This is a genomic window from Loktanella gaetbuli, from assembly GCF_020531945.1.
In the GTDB taxonomy this organism is placed as follows: Bacteria; Pseudomonadota; Alphaproteobacteria; order Rhodobacterales; family Rhodobacteraceae; genus Loktanella; species Loktanella gaetbuli.
In genome coordinates, this window is sequence record NZ_JAJATZ010000001.1 from 536,994 (window position 1) to 553,639 (window position 16,646).

Annotated in this window: 18 protein-coding genes; all 18 read right to left on the minus strand. The window is 60.8% G+C overall.

Features of this window, described 5'->3' with window-relative positions; all coding sequences use genetic code 11:
- Positions 1-3: 3 nt before the first annotated feature.
- The gene (locus LGQ03_RS02710) at positions 4-765 is read right to left on the minus strand and encodes a biotin--[acetyl-CoA-carboxylase] ligase (RefSeq protein WP_226747139.1); all 762 of its coding nucleotides are present in this window, start codon (positions 763-765) and stop codon (positions 4-6) included.
- The gene (gene nuoN, locus LGQ03_RS02715; RefSeq protein WP_226747140.1) at positions 755-2,188 is read right to left on the minus strand and encodes an NADH-quinone oxidoreductase subunit NuoN; all 1,434 of its coding nucleotides are present in this window, start codon (positions 2,186-2,188) and stop codon (positions 755-757) included. Before nuoN ends, LGQ03_RS02710 begins: the two co-directional genes overlap by 11 nt.
- Before the next feature lies 1 nt (position 2,189).
- Positions 2,190-3,740: an NADH-quinone oxidoreductase subunit M gene (locus LGQ03_RS02720; RefSeq protein WP_226747141.1), complete on the minus strand. Its 1,551-nt coding sequence runs from the start codon at positions 3,738-3,740 to the stop codon at positions 2,190-2,192.
- The gene (gene nuoL / locus LGQ03_RS02725) at positions 3,740-5,869 is read right to left on the minus strand and encodes an NADH-quinone oxidoreductase subunit L (protein ID WP_226747142.1); all 2,130 of its coding nucleotides are present in this window, start codon (positions 5,867-5,869) and stop codon (positions 3,740-3,742) included. The genes LGQ03_RS02720 and nuoL overlap by 1 nt, the downstream gene beginning before the upstream one ends.
- Before the next feature lie 4 nt (positions 5,870-5,873).
- Complete coding sequence (nuoK, locus tag LGQ03_RS02730) at positions 5,874-6,179, minus strand: NADH-quinone oxidoreductase subunit NuoK (protein WP_056034531.1); 306 nt, start codon at positions 6,177-6,179, stop codon at positions 5,874-5,876.
- A 76-nt stretch (positions 6,180-6,255) separates the two neighbouring features.
- Complete coding sequence (locus tag LGQ03_RS02735; RefSeq protein ID WP_090159553.1) at positions 6,256-6,861, minus strand: NADH-quinone oxidoreductase subunit J; 606 nt, start codon at positions 6,859-6,861, stop codon at positions 6,256-6,258.
- Positions 6,858-7,256 (minus strand): carboxymuconolactone decarboxylase family protein, encoded by a 399-nt coding sequence (locus LGQ03_RS02740; protein ID WP_056034537.1) that lies wholly within the window; start codon positions 7,254-7,256, stop codon positions 6,858-6,860. The genes LGQ03_RS02735 and LGQ03_RS02740 overlap by 4 nt, the downstream gene beginning before the upstream one ends.
- Positions 7,253-7,741, minus strand: coding sequence for an NADH-quinone oxidoreductase subunit NuoI (nuoI, locus tag LGQ03_RS02745; protein ID WP_090159555.1), 489 nt, complete (start codon positions 7,739-7,741; stop codon positions 7,253-7,255). Before nuoI ends, LGQ03_RS02740 begins: the two co-directional genes overlap by 4 nt.
- Before the next feature lies 1 nt (position 7,742).
- Positions 7,743-8,780 carry an NADH-quinone oxidoreductase subunit NuoH gene (nuoH, locus tag LGQ03_RS02750; protein WP_056035024.1) on the minus strand — a complete coding sequence of 346 codons (1,038 nt, stop codon included), beginning with the start codon at positions 8,778-8,780 and terminating at the stop codon, positions 7,743-7,745.
- Between the two features lie 17 nt (positions 8,781-8,797).
- A complete protein-coding gene (locus tag LGQ03_RS02755) occupies positions 8,798-9,172 on the minus strand; it encodes a hypothetical protein (RefSeq protein ID WP_090159556.1) in 375 nt (124 codons plus the stop codon).
- A 5-nt stretch (positions 9,173-9,177) separates the two neighbouring features.
- Positions 9,178-11,196, minus strand: coding sequence for an NADH-quinone oxidoreductase subunit NuoG (nuoG, locus tag LGQ03_RS02760; protein ID WP_226747143.1), 2,019 nt, complete (start codon positions 11,194-11,196; stop codon positions 9,178-9,180).
- Between the two features lie 109 nt (positions 11,197-11,305).
- Positions 11,306-11,698, minus strand: coding sequence for a DUF5333 domain-containing protein (locus LGQ03_RS02765; protein ID WP_090159558.1), 393 nt, complete (start codon positions 11,696-11,698; stop codon positions 11,306-11,308).
- Positions 11,699-11,747: 49 nt separating this feature from the next.
- Positions 11,748-12,230, minus strand: a complete 483-nt coding sequence (locus LGQ03_RS02770; protein WP_226747269.1) for a DUF3291 domain-containing protein — start codon at positions 12,228-12,230, stop codon at positions 11,748-11,750.
- Positions 12,230-12,499, minus strand: a complete 270-nt coding sequence (locus LGQ03_RS02775; protein WP_226747144.1) for a hypothetical protein — start codon at positions 12,497-12,499, stop codon at positions 12,230-12,232. The genes LGQ03_RS02770 and LGQ03_RS02775 overlap by 1 nt, the downstream gene beginning before the upstream one ends.
- A gap of 120 nt (positions 12,500-12,619) precedes the next feature.
- Positions 12,620-13,900 carry an NADH-quinone oxidoreductase subunit NuoF gene (gene nuoF, locus LGQ03_RS02780; protein ID WP_090159560.1) on the minus strand — a complete coding sequence of 427 codons (1,281 nt, stop codon included), beginning with the start codon at positions 13,898-13,900 and terminating at the stop codon, positions 12,620-12,622.
- Between the two features lie 39 nt (positions 13,901-13,939).
- On the minus strand, positions 13,940-14,149 hold the full coding sequence (locus LGQ03_RS02785) for a DUF5337 domain-containing protein (RefSeq protein WP_056034556.1): 210 nt from the start codon (positions 14,147-14,149) through the stop codon (positions 13,940-13,942).
- A 3-nt stretch (positions 14,150-14,152) separates the two neighbouring features.
- Positions 14,153-15,061: a hypothetical protein gene (locus tag LGQ03_RS02790; protein ID WP_226747145.1), complete on the minus strand. Its 909-nt coding sequence runs from the start codon at positions 15,059-15,061 to the stop codon at positions 14,153-14,155.
- Positions 15,062-15,203: 142 nt separating this feature from the next.
- The gene (nuoE, locus tag LGQ03_RS02795) at positions 15,204-16,613 is read right to left on the minus strand and encodes an NADH-quinone oxidoreductase subunit NuoE (RefSeq protein WP_226747146.1); all 1,410 of its coding nucleotides are present in this window, start codon (positions 16,611-16,613) and stop codon (positions 15,204-15,206) included.
- Between the last annotated feature and the right edge of the window lie 33 nt (positions 16,614-16,646).

Sequence of the window (16,646 nt, forward strand, 5' to 3'; positions counted from 1 at the left end):
TCCCTAGAAATAGATGTCCGCCGCCGGTATTGCCTGTGGCCCATCGGTGGTGATCAAGACCAGATTGCCATCGGCGTCGATGGTCTCGAACCGGCCTGTCAGCTCTGACCGGGTGCTGCGTGCGGTGATGACCTCGCCCAGACGGGCGGCGTGGCGCAGCCAATCGGCGCGGATGATGTCAAAGCCGAACTCCCACAGCTTAGCCTCTTGAGTGGCGAAATCTGCGGCGAGCCGGGCAAGGAGCTGCATCGGATCGGTGGGCGTACCACCCTCGCCCGTCAGCGAAACGGGCGCAAAGGCTGCGTCGGTAATGCCGGGCGGCACATCCGACAGGTTCACGCCGATCCCGATGGACAACCAATCGACGTACGCGCCCGATCCAGCGGATTCCAACAGGATCCCCGCGACCTTGCCCTCGTTCAGCAGCACGTCATTGGGCCATTTCAGCGACAGCTTGGTCCGGTCCACGGACATGGCCAGCGCCTCGAACAGGGCGTTGGCAGCCATGAAGGATCGCAGGCCTGCCTGTTGCGGCGTGCAATTGGGTTTGTAGACGAGAGTGGCTGCAAAATTGCCGACAGGCGATTCCCAGGTGCGGCCCCGCCTGCCCCGCGATGCGGTCTGTGTATCTGCCACGACCCAGGTCGGTGCCGTCAGCGTCGGCGCAATGCGCGCCGCCTCGGCCATTGTGGAATCGACCGATTGCAGATGACGGCACAAAACCCCCTCTGGCCAGAGGGGGTTCTGGGTCGGATCAGTTGACAAGGGTGCCTGCAGCAGCAGCGGCCCAGGGTTCGATCCCGAACAGGTTCACGACGCCAAAGACCATGATCGCGGCCGATGCGATCAGGAACCCACCCAGCAGCGGCTGGGACGGCGCGTCCAGTGCCTCGGTTTCTTCGCCGAAGTACATGAAATAGACGATCCGCAGGTAGTAGAACGCGCTGATGACAGATGCGATCACGCCTGCGACAGCCAGCCAACCCAGGCCTGCATCCACAGCGGCACGCAGCACGTAGAACTTGCCAAAGAAACCGACCAGTGGCGGCACACCCGCAAGGCTGAACATCAGCACCAGCATGGCAAGCGCACGGGTCGGATAGCGGGACGCATACATCCGCAGGCTCTGGATGTCCGTCACCGGACGCCCGTCGCGTTCCATGCCAAGGATGAATGCAAAGGTCCCGATGTTCATCGTGACGTAGATCGCCATGTAGATCAGCATTGCCTGCACGCCGAACGCAGTACCCGCCGCCAGACCCATCAGGGCAAACCCCATGTGGCTGATCGACGAATAGGCCATCAGACGCTTGATATCGCGCTGACCGATGCCGGCGATTGCGCCCAGGAACATCGACACGACCGACAGGAAGGCCACGATCTGCTGCCAGTCGCCGGTCACGCCGCCGAAGGCGTCAAACATCACGCGGGCAAACAGGGCCATGGCCGCGACCTTGGGCGCGGTTGCGAAAAACGCGGTGATCGGTGTGGGCGAACCCTCGTAGACGTCAGGCGTCCACATATGGAACGGCGCGGCCGAGACCTTGAACGCGAAACCGGCGATCAGGAACACCAGGCCGAACAGCAGACCCAGCGACACGTCATCCTGGACGGCGACGATGATGCCTTCGAACTGGGTGGTGCCCGCAAAACCGTAGGTCAGCGATGCACCATACAGCAGCAGGCCCGAGGACAGCGCGCCGAGCACGAAATATTTCAGCCCGGCCTCGGTCGATTTGACGCTGTCCCGACGCAGGGACGCCACGACATACAGCGAGAGCGATTGCAGCTCGAGACCCATATAGAGGGTCATCAGGTCGTTGGCACTGACCATGACCATCATGCCGACAACAGCCAGCGACACCAGCACGGGATATTCGAATTTCAGCAGGTTGCGCTGTTCCATGTAGACCTTGGACATGACCAGAACCGCAGCCGCTGAAAGCAGGATCATGACCTTGGCCATGCGGGCGAACCCATCAGCCACGAACATGCCGTTGAACGCCGTCTGTGCCGCGCTGTCATCCATGCCGATCCAGAAGGCCAACACCACGAAAACCGCAGCCGTCACCCAGACCAGCAGGCCCGCCGCCGCGTCCTTGACCGTATAGACCGCCGCCAGCAAAGCGCCGATGGCATAGAGCGCCAGGACGATTTCCGGCAGGGCGATGGAAATATCGGAACCCATCTTAGTTCACCTCGCTTGCGGCGACGTCATTGGCGGCGTTGAACGCCGCCGTCGCGGATTCGTATTGATCGACCAGCGCAGTCACGCTTGGCCCGATGATGTCGGTCACCAGCACCGGATAAACGCCCAGCAGCAGGGTCATCACGACCAGCGGTGCAAAAATCCAGCGTTCACGCACATTCATGTCCGTGATCGACTTCAGGCTTTCCTTGATCAGGTCGCCCATGACGACGCGGCGATACAGCCACAGCCCGTAGGACGCCGACAGGATCACGCCGGACGTGGCGACCAATGCCACCCAGGTGTTGACCTGGAACACGCCCATCAGCGTCAGGAATTCCCCGACAAAACCCGAGGTGCCCGGCAGACCGACGTTCGCCATCGTAAAGAACATGAAGATCAGCGCATAGGCCGGCATCCGGTTCACCAGACCGCCGTAGGCATCGATCTCGCGGGTATGCATCCGGTCGTAGATCACGCCAACACAGAGAAACAGCGCGCCAGAGATGAACCCGTGGCTGATCATCTGGAAAATCGCACCGTCGATCCCCTGCTGGTTGACGGCAAAGATCCCCATCGTGACGTAACCCATGTGCGCGACCGACGAATAGGCGATCAGCTTTTTCATGTCCTGCTGCACGAGGGCGACCAGCGAGGTGTAGACGATCGCGATGGCCGACAGCCACAGCACCAGCGGCCCCATGACTTCGGACCCCACGGGGAACATCGGCAGGCTGAACCGCAGGAAACCGTAGCCACCCATTTTCAGCAGGATTGCCGCCAGCACGACCGAACCGGCCGTCGGGGCCTGCACGTGTGCGTCAGGCAACCAGGTGTGCACCGGCCACATCGGCATTTTCACCGCAAATGATGCAAAGAATGCCAGCCACATCAGCGTCTGCACACCGCCCACGATGTTGATGCCCAACAGGCTGAAACTTTCGGACGGGAATTCGGTCGTCATCAGTGTCGGAATGTCGGTGGTGCCAGCGATGCTGAACATCGACACCATCGCAACCAGCATCAGCACCGAGCCGAGGAAGGTGTAAAGGAAGAACTTGAACGAGGCATAGATGCGATCCTTGCCGCCCCAGATCCCGATGATCAGAAACATCGGGATCAGGCCTGCCTCAAAGAAGAGGTAGAACAGGATCAGGTCCAGCGCCATGAACACGCCCAGCATCAGCGTTTCCAGCACGAGGAAGGCGATCATGTATTCCTTGACCCGCGTTTCCACGTTCCAGCAGGCCGCGATCACCAGCGGCATCAGGAATGTGGTCAGCATCACGAACAGCACCGAAATGCCGTCCACGCCCATCTTGTACTGCATCCCCAAGAGCCAGTCGGCCTGTTCGACCATCTGGAAACCGGTATCGCTGGGATCGAATTCCGCCAGGATGAACAGCGACACCAGGAACGATGCCACGGTCGCGGCCAGGGCCACCCACTTGGCGTTGCGCTGTGCGGCAGCGTCATCGCCCCGCAGGAACAGCGCCAGGATCGCCGCACCGATCAGCGGGATAAAGGTGGTGAGCGAGAGTAGGTTGCCCATCAGTTGGCCCCTCCGGTGAACGTGACCCATGTCAGCAGGATCGCGATCCCGACAACCATGGCGAAGGCATAGGTGAACAGATAGCCGGACTGCATCCGGTTCACGGTACGGGTAAAGAACGGCACGATCCCCATGGCCAGACCGTTGATCCCGCCGTCGATGGTCCCCTGATCACCGCGTTTCCACAAAAACCCGCCGATCCAGACTGCGGGACGCACAAAGACAAAGTCGTAGAGTTCGTCAAAGTACCATTTGTTCAGCAGGAAGTTGTACAACGGGGCCTGTTGTTCGGCCAGTTTTGCAGGCAGATCGGGACGCCGGATGTACATCTGATAGGCCAGTCCAAGACCCAGCAGCATCGCGATGAATGGCGACACCTTGACCCACTTGGACACCAGATGCGCCTCATGCAGGACGTGGTTGTCAGGGGCCTTGTAGATCGCACCCTTGCCCGGTTCGGCAGGCCAGACATCAGCACCGTGATCGTCACCTGCCCCCTCGCCCTCGGTTTCTGCCGTCGCCGCATAGGCTGGCGCAATCAGGCTGAAACCAGCGGCGTGATCTTCTTCGACGTGGACCTCGGATTTGTCAGCCGCGCCAAAAAACACCGCGACATTGGTGTCGTTGGAGAAAAACGGCTTGTAGAATACCATGCCGGAAAAGATCGCTCCGAACGCCAACACGGCCAGCGGCACCAACATGACCGTCGGGCTTTCGTGTGCGTGTTCATGCGTATGCTTGTCGCCACGTGGTTTGCCGTAGAACGTCAGGAACATCAGACGCCAGCTGTAGAAACTGGTCATGCCCGCAGCGATCAGCAGCATCCAGAACGCATAGCCACCGGCGGTGCCCGCATAGGCGCTCTCGATGATGGCATCCTTGGACACGAAACCCGCGAAACCGACGGGGAACCCGACGTACAGCAGCGGAATGCCCACGCCCGTGATCGCCAGCGTGCCGATCATCATGGCCCAGAACGTCTTGGGCAGCTTGTCTTTCAGACCGCCATAGTTCCGCATGTCCTGTTCGTGGTGCATCCCGTGGATGACCGATCCCGCCCCGAGGAACAGCAGCGCCTTGAAGAAGGCATGTGTCAGCAGGTGGAACATCGCGACGGAATAGACGCCCAGACCAGCGGCCACGAACATGTAGCCCAGCTGACTACAGGTCGAATAGGCGATGACCCGCTTGATGTCGTTCTGCACCAGACCGATGGTTGCGGCAAAAAATGCGGTCGTCGCACCCAGGAACACGACGAACCCTGTCGCCACAGGCGCGAATTCCATGATCGGCGACATCCGGCAGACCAGGAACACACCGGCTGTCACCATGGTTGCGGCGTGGATCAGCGCGGATACGGGTGTCGGCCCTTCCATCGCGTCGGGCAGCCAGGTGTGCAGGAACAACTGCGCCGATTTACCCATCGCGCCGATGAACAGCAGGAATGCAATGACCTCTGCCGCGTTCCATTCGCGCCACAGGAACTGGATCTGCGTTTCCGCAAGCTGCGGTGCCTGCGCAAAGATCACGTCAAAGCTGATACCGTCGGTCAACAGGAACAGGCCAAAGATCCCCAGCAAGAAGGCAAAGTCACCGACGCGGTTCACCACGAACGCCTTGATGGCTGCGGCATTGGCGCTGGGTTTCTTAAAGTAGAAACCGATCAACAGATAGGAGGCGACGCCCACGCCTTCCCAGCCGAAAAACAGCTGCACGATGTTGTCGGCCGTCACCAGCATCAGCATCGCAAAGGTAAAGAACGACAGATAGGCAAAGAAACGGGGACGATAGCTTTCGTCGTCGTTGAAATTGTCGTCATGCGCCATGTAGCCAAAGGAATACAGGTGCACGAGGCTGGACACGGTCGTGATGACGATCAGCATGATCAGCGTCAGGCGGTCGACGCGGATCGCCCAATCGGTCGCCAGCGACCCGCTTTCGATCCAGCGCAGCAGGCTTATCGAATTGGTCGTTCCGTCAAAGGTCACGAATGCCACCCACGACAGGACGGCGGACAGGAACAACAGCGAGGTCGCCGTCCACTGCGCGCCCTTTTCACCGATGATCTTCCAGGTGAAACCGCAGATCAGCGCGCCGACCAGCGGCGCAAACAGGATGATCGAAAACATGTGTTCAGCCCTTCATCACGTTGACGTCTTCAACGTCGATGGTCCCGCGGTTGCGGAAGAAGCAGACAAGGATCGCAAGGCCGATCGCGGCCTCGGCGGCGGCGACGGTCAGCACGAACAGGGTGAAAACCTGCCCGACCATGTCGTTGAGGAAACTGGAAAACGCGACAAAGTTGATGTTCACCGCCAGCAGCATCAATTCGATGCTCATCAGCAGGATGATCACGTTCTTGCGGTTCAGGAACAGGCCAAAGATCCCGATCACGAACAGCGCCGCGGCGACCGTCAAATAATGTTCAAGTCCGATCATATACGTCCCTCCGGGGTGGCGCCCCGCTAAGTCTTTGGGTCGGGGCCGGGCCCCGGTGGTCTAGTGGTGGCGCGCCCTACAGGCCCTGCCCCGGTTTCACGTCCTTCAGTTCCATCGCCTTGGCCGGATCGCGGTGCATCTGGGCCAAGACGTTCTGACGCTTGATGTCCACGCGGTGGCGCAGTGTCAGCACGATTGCACCCACCATTGCGACCAGCAGGATCAGACCCGCCAGCTGGAACAGCAGAATGTAACGGTCATACAGCAGCAGGCCGATCAGGGCAGTGTTTTCACCGATATCAGCGGGGGCCGCCAACCGGGTTTCAACCTCGTTCGAGAATTCCCAGACGCCAAAGGCAACGGCGAGCTGCATCAGGATCACGATGCCGATCAGCAGACCGATCGGCAGGTATTTCGACATTTCAGCCTTGAGTACGGCGAAATCCACATCCAGCATCATCACGACGAACAGGAACAGCACCGCGACCGCGCCCACGTAGACGATGATCAGCAGCATCGCGACGAATTCCGCGCCCAGCACCACGAAAAGACCCGCCGACGACAAGAACGCCAGGATCAGCCACAAGACCGAATGGACCGGGTTGCGTGACAACACGGTCATCAGACCACCCAGCAACGTGGTGATCGCGAACATATAAAACGTAAAGGCCATGACCGTCATGCGTCGTCGTCCTTGCTCAGTTCCTCGGTGGCGAGGGTCATCGCCGTTGTCATTGCCGGCACACCGCCGAACAGTCCTGCCTGCGCAATCGCCTCGGCGATTTCCTGGCGTGTGGCACCGGCCGCGATCAGATGGCGCACCGTGATGCGGATCTGGTCCTCGGCTGCAGCACCGGTGATGGTCAAGCCCGTAAGCGTGAGCAGCAGCCGCGTCTTGGCGTCTAGCCCGTCCGGGTTCAACCCCTTACCAAAGAAAGTCTCCATCATGTCGGCTGACATGGTCGGAAACAGATCGGCAAATCCCTTGGGCACGAATGACGACATGTCAGGGTTGAACTGGCGCGCCCAGTCCTGACCCTGCTGCATCATCTTGGCAAAGGGGTTTTCGTCGCTCATCGGTAGGGCGCATCCATTTCAAGGTTGCGTGCAATCTCGGCTTCCCAGCGGTCGCCGTTCGCCAGCAGTTTTTCCTTGTCGTAATACAGCTCTTCGCGGGTTTCGGTGCTGAATTCGAAATTTGGCCCCTCGACGATGGCGTCCACCGGGCAGGCCTCTTGGCACAGGCCGCAGTAGATGCATTTCGTCATGTCGATGTCATAGCGCGTCGTGCGGCGGCTGCCGTCATCGGTGCGTGGTGCGGCGTCAATCGTGATCGCCTGTGCGGGGCACACGGCCTCGCACAGCTTGCACGCGATGCAGCGTTCCTCGCCATTGGGATAACGACGCAACGCATGTTCACCCCGAAAACGCGGCGACAGCGGACCCTTTTCATGGGGGTAGTTCACGGTCGCCTTGGGGGCAAAGAAATACTTCATCCCCAGACCGAACCCCTTCCAGAAGTCCTGCAGCAGAAAATATTTGGCGGCGCGGGTATAGTCCATATCAGCCTCCGATCGTGTAGCGGGCCCACATGCCCCCAAACACTTCAAATTTCGCAAGGAACGCTACGATCACGACCCAAGCCAGCGACATCGGCAGGAACACCTTCCAACCGATCCGCATCAGCTGGTCATAGCGGTAGCGGGGGGTGATGGCCTTCACCATGGCGAACATGAAGAAGCACAGCACCATTTTCAGCACCATCCACAGCACGCCGTCCGGCAGGCCGGGAATGGGCGACAGCCAGCCACCCAGGAACAGCAGCGACACCAGCGCACACATCAGCACGACGGCCATCAATTCGCCGATCATGAACAGCAGGAATGGCGTGGATGAATATTCGACCTGATACCCTGCGACCAGTTCCGATTCCGCCTCTGGCAGGTCGAACGGCGGACGGTTGGTTTCGGCCAGCGCCGAAATAAAGAACAGGAACATCATCGGGAAATGCGCGACCCAGTACCAGCTAAAGATGCCCGCACCGCGCTGCGCCTCGACGATGGCACCAAAGTTCATCGAACCCGTCGAGATGATGATGCCGATGATGATCAGGCCCAGCGACACCTCGTAGGAAATCATCTGTGCCGCCGACCGCAGCGATCCCAGAAACGGATATTTGGAGTTGGACGCCCAGCCCCCCATGATGACGCCGTAGACCTCGAGCGAGGAGACGGCAAACACGAACAGGATGGCCACGTTGATGTCGGACAGCACCCAACCATCGTTGAACGGAATGACCGACCAAGCGATGACGGGCATGACGAATGTGATCATCGGCGCGATGAAATAGACGGGTTTGTCCGCGCCGGCGGGCACCACGATTTCCTTGACGATATATTTAAGGAAATCCGCAAAGGATTGCAGCACGCCCCAGGGGCCGACCACGTTGGGACCGCGGCGCATCTGCACGGCGGCCCAGACCTTGCGGTCGGCATACATCAGCATCGCCAATGCCAGCAGCAAGGGAATCAGCACCAGCAAACACTGGCCAAGGATCAACAGGACCTGGCCCGTGTTGGTCGTGGTGAAGAAGTTGATCATATCCGTTTCCTCAAGCGTCAGACGGTCGGAATACCCGATGCGCCGCAATCTGCAACCTTGACCACGGCGTCAATCGACGCGCGGCCGCGCGGCAGGTCCGGCGAGATGGTGTAAACAGCATCTGACCGCCAAGTGCCACCCTCTTTGGACGTATTCACCCGCACCAATCGGGTGAAAGCCTGCCCCCGGATCAGCGCATACTGTGCCGCGGCGCATTCTGCATAATTTTCGACCAATGCCGGATCGTCGGTGCCACGCAGCGCGACACGGAAGTTCACCAGATCGCCGTCCAGCAGATCGGTCTGCACGCCCATATAGTCGGGGCGCACAGCATTCGAGGCCATTGGCGCGCATGCGGCCAGACCCAGGATCAGCACGGCAGCACGGCGCATCGGTCTTACTCCGCCGCGATCTTGTCCGTGAGACGCATCTTGGCGTTGGCCGACAGTTCCGCCATCAGGCCAGAGGCCCGCGCGATCGGGTTCGTCAGGTAGAAGTCCTGCACGGCATAGGCGAAATCACCCTGCCCCAACGTGCCTGTCTCCGGCAGCACCATCGCATTTTCGGCCACTTCGTCGATGCGACCCAGATGCGGATGCGCCGCGACCAGTGCCCGGCGCAGCTGGGCCAGCGAATCGAATGGCAGCGTGGCGTCCAGTTCGGCGGACAATGCCCGCAGGATCGCCCAGTTTTCCTTGGCCTGCCCCGGAGGGAATGCAGCGCGCATCGCCAGCTGCGGGCGACCTTCGGTGTTGACGAACAGGCCGTTTTCTTCGGTATAGGCGGCGGCGGGCAGGATCACGTCGGCGCGGTGCGCCCCACGGTCACCGTGGCTGCCCTGATAAATGACAAAGGCACCGCCGGGGATTTCGACCTCATCCGCGCCAAGGTTATAGATCACCTCTGCCCCGTCCAATGCAGCGGACAGCCCGCCTTCGGTCACGGCACCCACATCCATCGCGCCGACGCGACCGGCGGCCGTGTGCAGGATCATGACCTTGGACTTGGCCGCCTGCGCCGTTTTCAGGGCCAGTGCCAGAACCGCGGCACCGTCATCACCCGTCAAGGCACCCTGCCCGATGATCATGACACCGGCCTTGTCGGCCTTGTCGCTGTGATCCATCGCCGCGATCTTTTCCAGCGCGGCACGATCAGTGCCCAGCTCGACGACGTCGTATGTCAGATCAACCGGTGTGCCGATCCGACCCACGGTTGCACCGCGCGACCAGGCGCGGCGAATGCGGCTGTTCAGGCCAGCGGCCTCGACACGGGGGTTGGTGCCGATCAAGAAGATATTTTCGGCCGTATCAATGTCCGCAATGGTCGCGCTGCCAACATAGGCCCCGCGATTGCCGGCAGGCAGTGCAGCACCGTCAACACGCGATTCCACGACACCGCCCAGACCTTCGACCAGCTGTTTCAGCGCATAGGCACCTTCAACAGAGGCAAGATCACCGATCAGACCGGCGACCTTCTTGCCGCGCATGGCGGTTGCCGCGGCGGCCAGTGCCTCGGGCCACTCGGCCTTGCGCAGCTTGCCGTTCTCGCGGATGTAGGGCGTGTCCAGACGCTGGCGGCGCAGGCCGTCAAAGACAAAGCGCGTCTTGTCGTTGATCCATTCCTCGTTCACGTCGTCGTGGTTGCGCGGCAGAATGCGCATCACTTCACGACCCTTGGTATCGACGCGGATACTGGACCCCATCGCGTCCATCACGTCGATGGATTCGGTTTTCGTCAGCTCCCACGGACGCGCGGTAAAGCTGTAGGGTTTGCTGACCAGCGCACCAACGGGGCACAGGTCGATGATGTTGCCCTGCATGTTGGAATTCAGGGTTTCGCCCAGATAGGACGTGATTTCCGCATCCTCGCCCCGGCCCGTCTGGCCCATCTGGTGAATGCCCGCGACCTCGGTCGTGAAACGCACGCAGCGCGTGCAGGAAATGCAGCGCGTCATATGCGTTTCGACCAGCGGTCCCAGATCCAGATCCTCGGTCGCGCGCTTCGGTTCGCGGAAACGGCTGAAATCGACGCCATAGGCCATCGCCTGATCCTGCAGATCACACTCGCCACCCTGATCGCAGATCGGGCAATCCAGCGGGTGGTTAATCAGCAGAAATTCCATGACGCCCTCGCGGGCCTTTTTCACCATGGGGCTGTTGGTTTTCACGACGGGCGGTTCGCCGTCCTTGCCGGGGCGCAGGTCGCGGACCTGCATCGCACAGGACGCGGTCGGTTTGGGCGGGCCGCCCACGACCTCGACCAGACACATCCGGCAGTTGCCCGCGATCGACAGACGCTCGTGGTAGCAGAACCGGGGGATTTCGACCCCTGCCAGTTCACAGGCCTGAATGAGGGTCATGGCACCATCGACTTCGATCTCTTGACCGTCGATGTTGATTTTCTTGAGGTCGGACATGAGAGGCTCCGGACAGCTAGTGCACCAAAGTGCGTTATCCGGGGTTCTAACGCGCCTGACAGGCTGATGCCAGACGCGCGGACGACTTTTTCGCAGGCGATACCGCGACCTAGCGCAGCAGCCTGCCGACCCCGCTGCCCTTGGCAATCTGATCCTGTCCCACGGCGCAATAGCTTGCAGGATCGCCGGTCACGGCCCCCAGTTGCACAAGCTGGCGACGCGCAATCGCTTCCAAGCGGTCCTTTTGTGCGTCGTCGTCGATGTAGGCGTCCACCTCATCACTGGAATAGCCCAGATCGCGCGCCCGCGATTTGAGGTTCAGCAACGTGCGGATTCCCTGAAAGGTCCGCGCGTCGATGTCGTCGCACTGGCGGCTGATTTCATAGGCCATGCCTACGACCAGCAGGCCATTGGTAATTTCTGCCTCGTCGGCCAACCCCTGTGCGGTTGCAGGACCGGTCAGCCCGGTGGCGGCAATCGCGGCAATCATCAGGTTGCGCATCTCGATAATCCTTTGTTTTGTTGATCAGGATATCGGTCCGCAGTGGCGGCTATGCAATATCAGGGGCACCGTCAGGCGATGTCTCGCCCAGATTGGCCCGCGCCCAAGTCCAGCCAAAGGCCGCTGGCGTATCACCGTCACGTTTGAAGTCTTCGAGCCGCGCAAGCGCCTCTGACAGCGTGGGTTTATGACCGACGGGCACAGGCCACATCACGAAATGTTGGTCGGTCATCCGTTTGAACCATTCCGCGCGCCGGTTCATGAACCGCGCGTGCAACGTATCAAAGACGTAAGTGCGCAGGCTGGGGAAATCGGCCCAGACCGTCAGGTTGGCCACGAACTGCGGGTCGCCGTCGATCTTGGCCTCCGTGTTGCCCGTGCCCGGCTCGCCCGACCCTTCCATCATCCAGACAAAACCCGGCATCCGTTTGCCCAGTCCGTTGATCCGATCGAGGTTGTCCATGAATTCCGCCACGCGCGGATCGTCGGTCGGCGCAATCAGGCGACCGATGTTGAGTTCGGCAAGATGCATCATGGTCCCGCTGTGATCCACACATAAGCCATGACGACGCATGCGGCAGAAAGTGCAAGGACGGCCAAGACGACGAATGCAGCAAAGAGCCAGCCCAGCCCAGCACCCAACACAGCCCCTGCCAGGGTATACAAAATACCGGACCCGTTCTGCACGTCCGCGAAGAGATATCCCATCCCCGCACCCGGAATGACACCGATCGCTGCCGTTATCCGGCGCAAACGTGGCGTGCCCTCGGCTGCCAAATTGCTGAAATCGAAAAAATCCATCACAACCCCTCACGGCGACGTAGGGTCAGGCTAGGCGTTCACGCGCCTGTGACGCAACATCCACAAACAAAAACACCGCCGCAGCGGTGTTTTTTTAGCGTCAGATGTGATCCTTTGACCTTATTCCGCCGCGATGGGGCGCTTGTGCTTGATCCGGTCCTCGATCTCTCCGCGGAAGTTGCGGATCAGACCCTGGATCGGCCAAGCCGCCGCGTCGCCCAGTGCGCAGATCGTGTGGCCTTCGACCTGTTTGGTCACGTCCAGCAGCATATCGATTTCCTCGACGGCCGCTTCGCCTTTGACCAGACGTTCCATGACGCGCATCATCCAGCCAGTGCCTTCGCGACAGGGCGTGCACTGGCCGCAGCTCTCGTGCTTGTAGAACTTGGACAGCCGCCAGATCGCTTTGATCATGTCGGTACTCTGGTCCATCACGATGACCGCCGCCGTGCCCAGACCGGACCGCTGTTCGCGCAGCCAGTCGAAATCCATGATTGCGCCGTCCATCTGTTCCGCCGTCAGACACGGCACGGATGATCCGCCCGGGATCACCGCCTTGAGGTTTTTCCACCCGCCACGGATGCCGCCGCAGTGCTTGTCGATCAGTTCCTGAAACGGGATCGACATCTCTTCTTCGACGACGCAGGGGTTGTTGACGTGACCGGAAATCGCAAACAGCTTGGTGCCCGCGTTGTTCGGTCGGCCCATGCCTGCGAACCATGCACCGCCACGGCGCAGGATCGTCGGCACTACAGCGATTGATTCGACATTGTTCACCGTGGTCGGGCAGCCATACAGACCCGCGCCCGCCGGGAAGGGCGGCTTCATCCGGGGCATACCCTTTTTGCCTTCGAGCGATTCCAGCAGCGCGGTTTCCTCGCCGCAGATATAGGCACCGGCACCGTGCGCCAGATAGATGTCGAAATCCCAGCCGGAACCACAGGCGTTCGGTCCGACCAGACCCGCGTCATAGGCTTCGTCGATGGCGTTTTGCAGCGCCTCTTTTTCGCGGATGTATTCGCCGCGAATGTAGATGTAGCAAGCATGGGCCTGCATCGCGAAACTGGCAATCAGGCAGCCTTCGATCAGCGTATGCGGATCGTGGCGCATGATTTCGCGGTCCTTGCAGGTGCCGGGTTCCGATTCGTCAGCGTTCACAACCAGATAGCTGGGACGACCATCCGATTCCTTGGGCATGAAGGACCATTTCAGGCCCGTCGGGAAACCCGCACCGCCACGACCACGCAGACCGGATGCCTTCATCTCGTCGACGATCCAGTCCTTGCCCTTGGCGATGATATCCTTGGTTCCGTCCCAATGGCCACGCGCCTGCGCGCCCTTGAGCGAGCGGTCATGCATCCCGTAAAGGTTCGTGAAAATGCGGTCCTGATCTTGCAACATGGTGCGGGTCCTCAAGTTCTGGTTGGCGTGTTGCGCCCGTTACCGCGTCTTTTGCCAGATTCTGACGGTGACAACCAGTGACCAAATGAACGCAGCCAGGGAGATGAGGTAGAACAGGATTTCAAACCGCGGTGCCAGCCCCGTCACGGCCACCAACCACGGCGCGAGGATCGCCAGCAAACCCGCGCCAGCGATGACAAGGGCGGCGATCCGCCCCTGTCGCGTTGTATCGTCTGTGTGATTCGACATGGTTTAGTAGACGCCGCCCTTGTCGACCTTCTTGGAAAATTCCGTATCGCCACCGGCGGCCAGGATCTTTGCCTGGGACACCCAGTTGTCCCGGCTCGCGCGGCCCTTGAACCCTTCGAGGTTGCTGTCGACCCAGGCCAGTTCCTTGTCCGTCCAGGACGCTACCTGATCGAAGTGATAGATGCCCATACCGTGCAGCATGGTTTCCATCTTGGGGCCGACGCCTTTGATTTCCTTCAGGTTATCGGGGCCACCTTCACGCGCCTGATCCAGCAGCTTGGGCTTGTCGGCATCAGACGGCGCTGCCTCGACCGATGCGGTGCCGGGCTTGCCGGGCTTTGCCTTGACGGGTGCGGCAGCGGCGGGCTTGGCCTCGACGACCGATGCGCCTGCGTCGCCGGACACTTCGCTTGCGATACCGCCAGCGGCGCCAGCCCCTGCATGCACTGTCCGCGCATTCGGGTCGCCTGCAACCGATGTTCCGGCCTTCGGGGCTGATGCAGCGGCGCTTTCGTTGGCCGGTGTTGCACTGACGGCCTTGGTCTCTGCAGTGCTGGATTTGCCGGCGGTTTCGGGTGTCGCGGCAGTTGCACCCGCCGCGACCACGGGAGAGGTCGCCGTGGTTGCAGGCGCATGGCCAACGCCATGTGCTGCGGCACCTGCGGCACGCGCTGCTGCGTCTGCGCCGATCGGTTCGCCCTTGGATGTGAGGCCGGGCTGGGTGTTGCGACCCGCAGGTTCACGCCATCCCAACCACAGCACCACGGCCACGATCACCGCCACCAGTCCGGCGATGAACAATGCCGCGATAAATCCCGTGCTAAAAACAGCCAGCGCGACGCCACCTGCGATCAGACCAAACACCCCGGCCACGACCAGGATGCCCAATTCCTTTGGTGCAGTTGTTTTCATTTGCAATTCCCCCTGCAAGTCACACGAACCCACAAGGTCCGGTATTTTCAAATGCCGTCAACGCGCAGCGCAAAAAGACGGCCCTAGGGCCGTCTTAAAGCAACTTTTACGTGAGACATAGAATTTTTGCGAACCGCAGGGTTTACTCGGCCCCAAGGACCTTGGCTTGACCGACCCAATCGTCGCGCAGAATGCGGCCCTTGAACTTGAGCCGCGTATCGACCCAGGCCATTTCGGCGGTCGTCCAGGCCGCAATCTGGTCGAAATGGTAAAAACCCAATTCGTGCAGAATGCCTTCGATCTTGGGCCCGACACCCTTGATCCGTTTCAGATCATCAGGACCGCCATCGCGCGGCGCGTCCAGGGTCACGGGTTTTTCCTCGACCACGCCTTCCAGCGGGTTATCAGCGGCTGTCGCCGGTTTGGCCGTCGCCGCACCGGGAACACCCGTTCCATCCGTCCTATCAGCAGATGATGCAGCGGCACCCGTCACGGCCCCTGCACCGGCCTTGCGGGGTCCGGGTGCGGGCGTGTCCGACCCATCCTTGCCTGCCGCACCTTTCAAGGTTGCAGAGGCACCTTTTGCATCGGTGGTGGACGCACGCTTGGACGCAGCCTTGGTATCGGTCTTTACCTTGGGGGCGACGCTGCCTTCGGCCGGTTTGGCCGCGGTTGCATCGGCTGGCGACTCGCCCGGGGCCTCGGCTGTGCCGTCAGAGGCAGCACCCACATTGCGCGGCGCGGGTGCATCACCGCTGACCCGACCACCCTGTTTGCCATCAGGCCCCTCGGGCGACATCAGGTCATCACGTGCAGCGGCCCTGGTGTTCTTGTCTGCGGCCTTTGCGGTGTTCCAGGGCGTCAACAGCGGCACTTCGGTGCCGTCGATGCGTTTCAGCGTGTCACCGATATCAACGGCCAGTTGCGCACTGGCGTTGTACTGTGCCTTGCCGCTGTCATGATCCTTGAGGCTGGTCAGGCCGGACAACGGTTCGGACGCGAAACGCCCATTCTGCGGGCCGGGCACCGGCACCTCGCCCGCGGCCATGCGGTCAATCAGGTCAGACAGCTTTTCGGCGGTCAGATCCTCGTAATAGTCCTTGCCGATCTGGGCCATCGGCGCGTTGGCGCAGGACCCCAGGCATTCGACCTCTTCCCACGAAAACTTGCCGTCAGCGGACAGTTGATGCGGCTTGGGGGCGATCTTGTCCTTGCAGACGCTGATCAGGTCCTCGGCGTTGCAGATCATGCACGACAGCGTGCCGCAAACCTGAATATGCGCCACGGAACCAACGGGTTGCAGCTGGAACATAAAGTAGAACGTCGCCACCTCGAGGACACGGATATATTCCATGCCCAGAAATTTGGCCACGTACTCGATGGCGGGTCGTGTCAGCCAGCCTTCTTGTTCCTGCGCGCGCCACAGCAGCGGAATCACCGCGCTCGCCTGCCGCCCTTCGGGAAACTTGGTCATCTGACCTTCGGCCCAAGCCTTGTTGGCGTCGGTAAAGGCAAAGGTTTCAGGCTGGTCGTGATACAGGCGTCGCAGCATGGTCAGGGTCTTTCAGGTCTTTTTCAGGCAGAT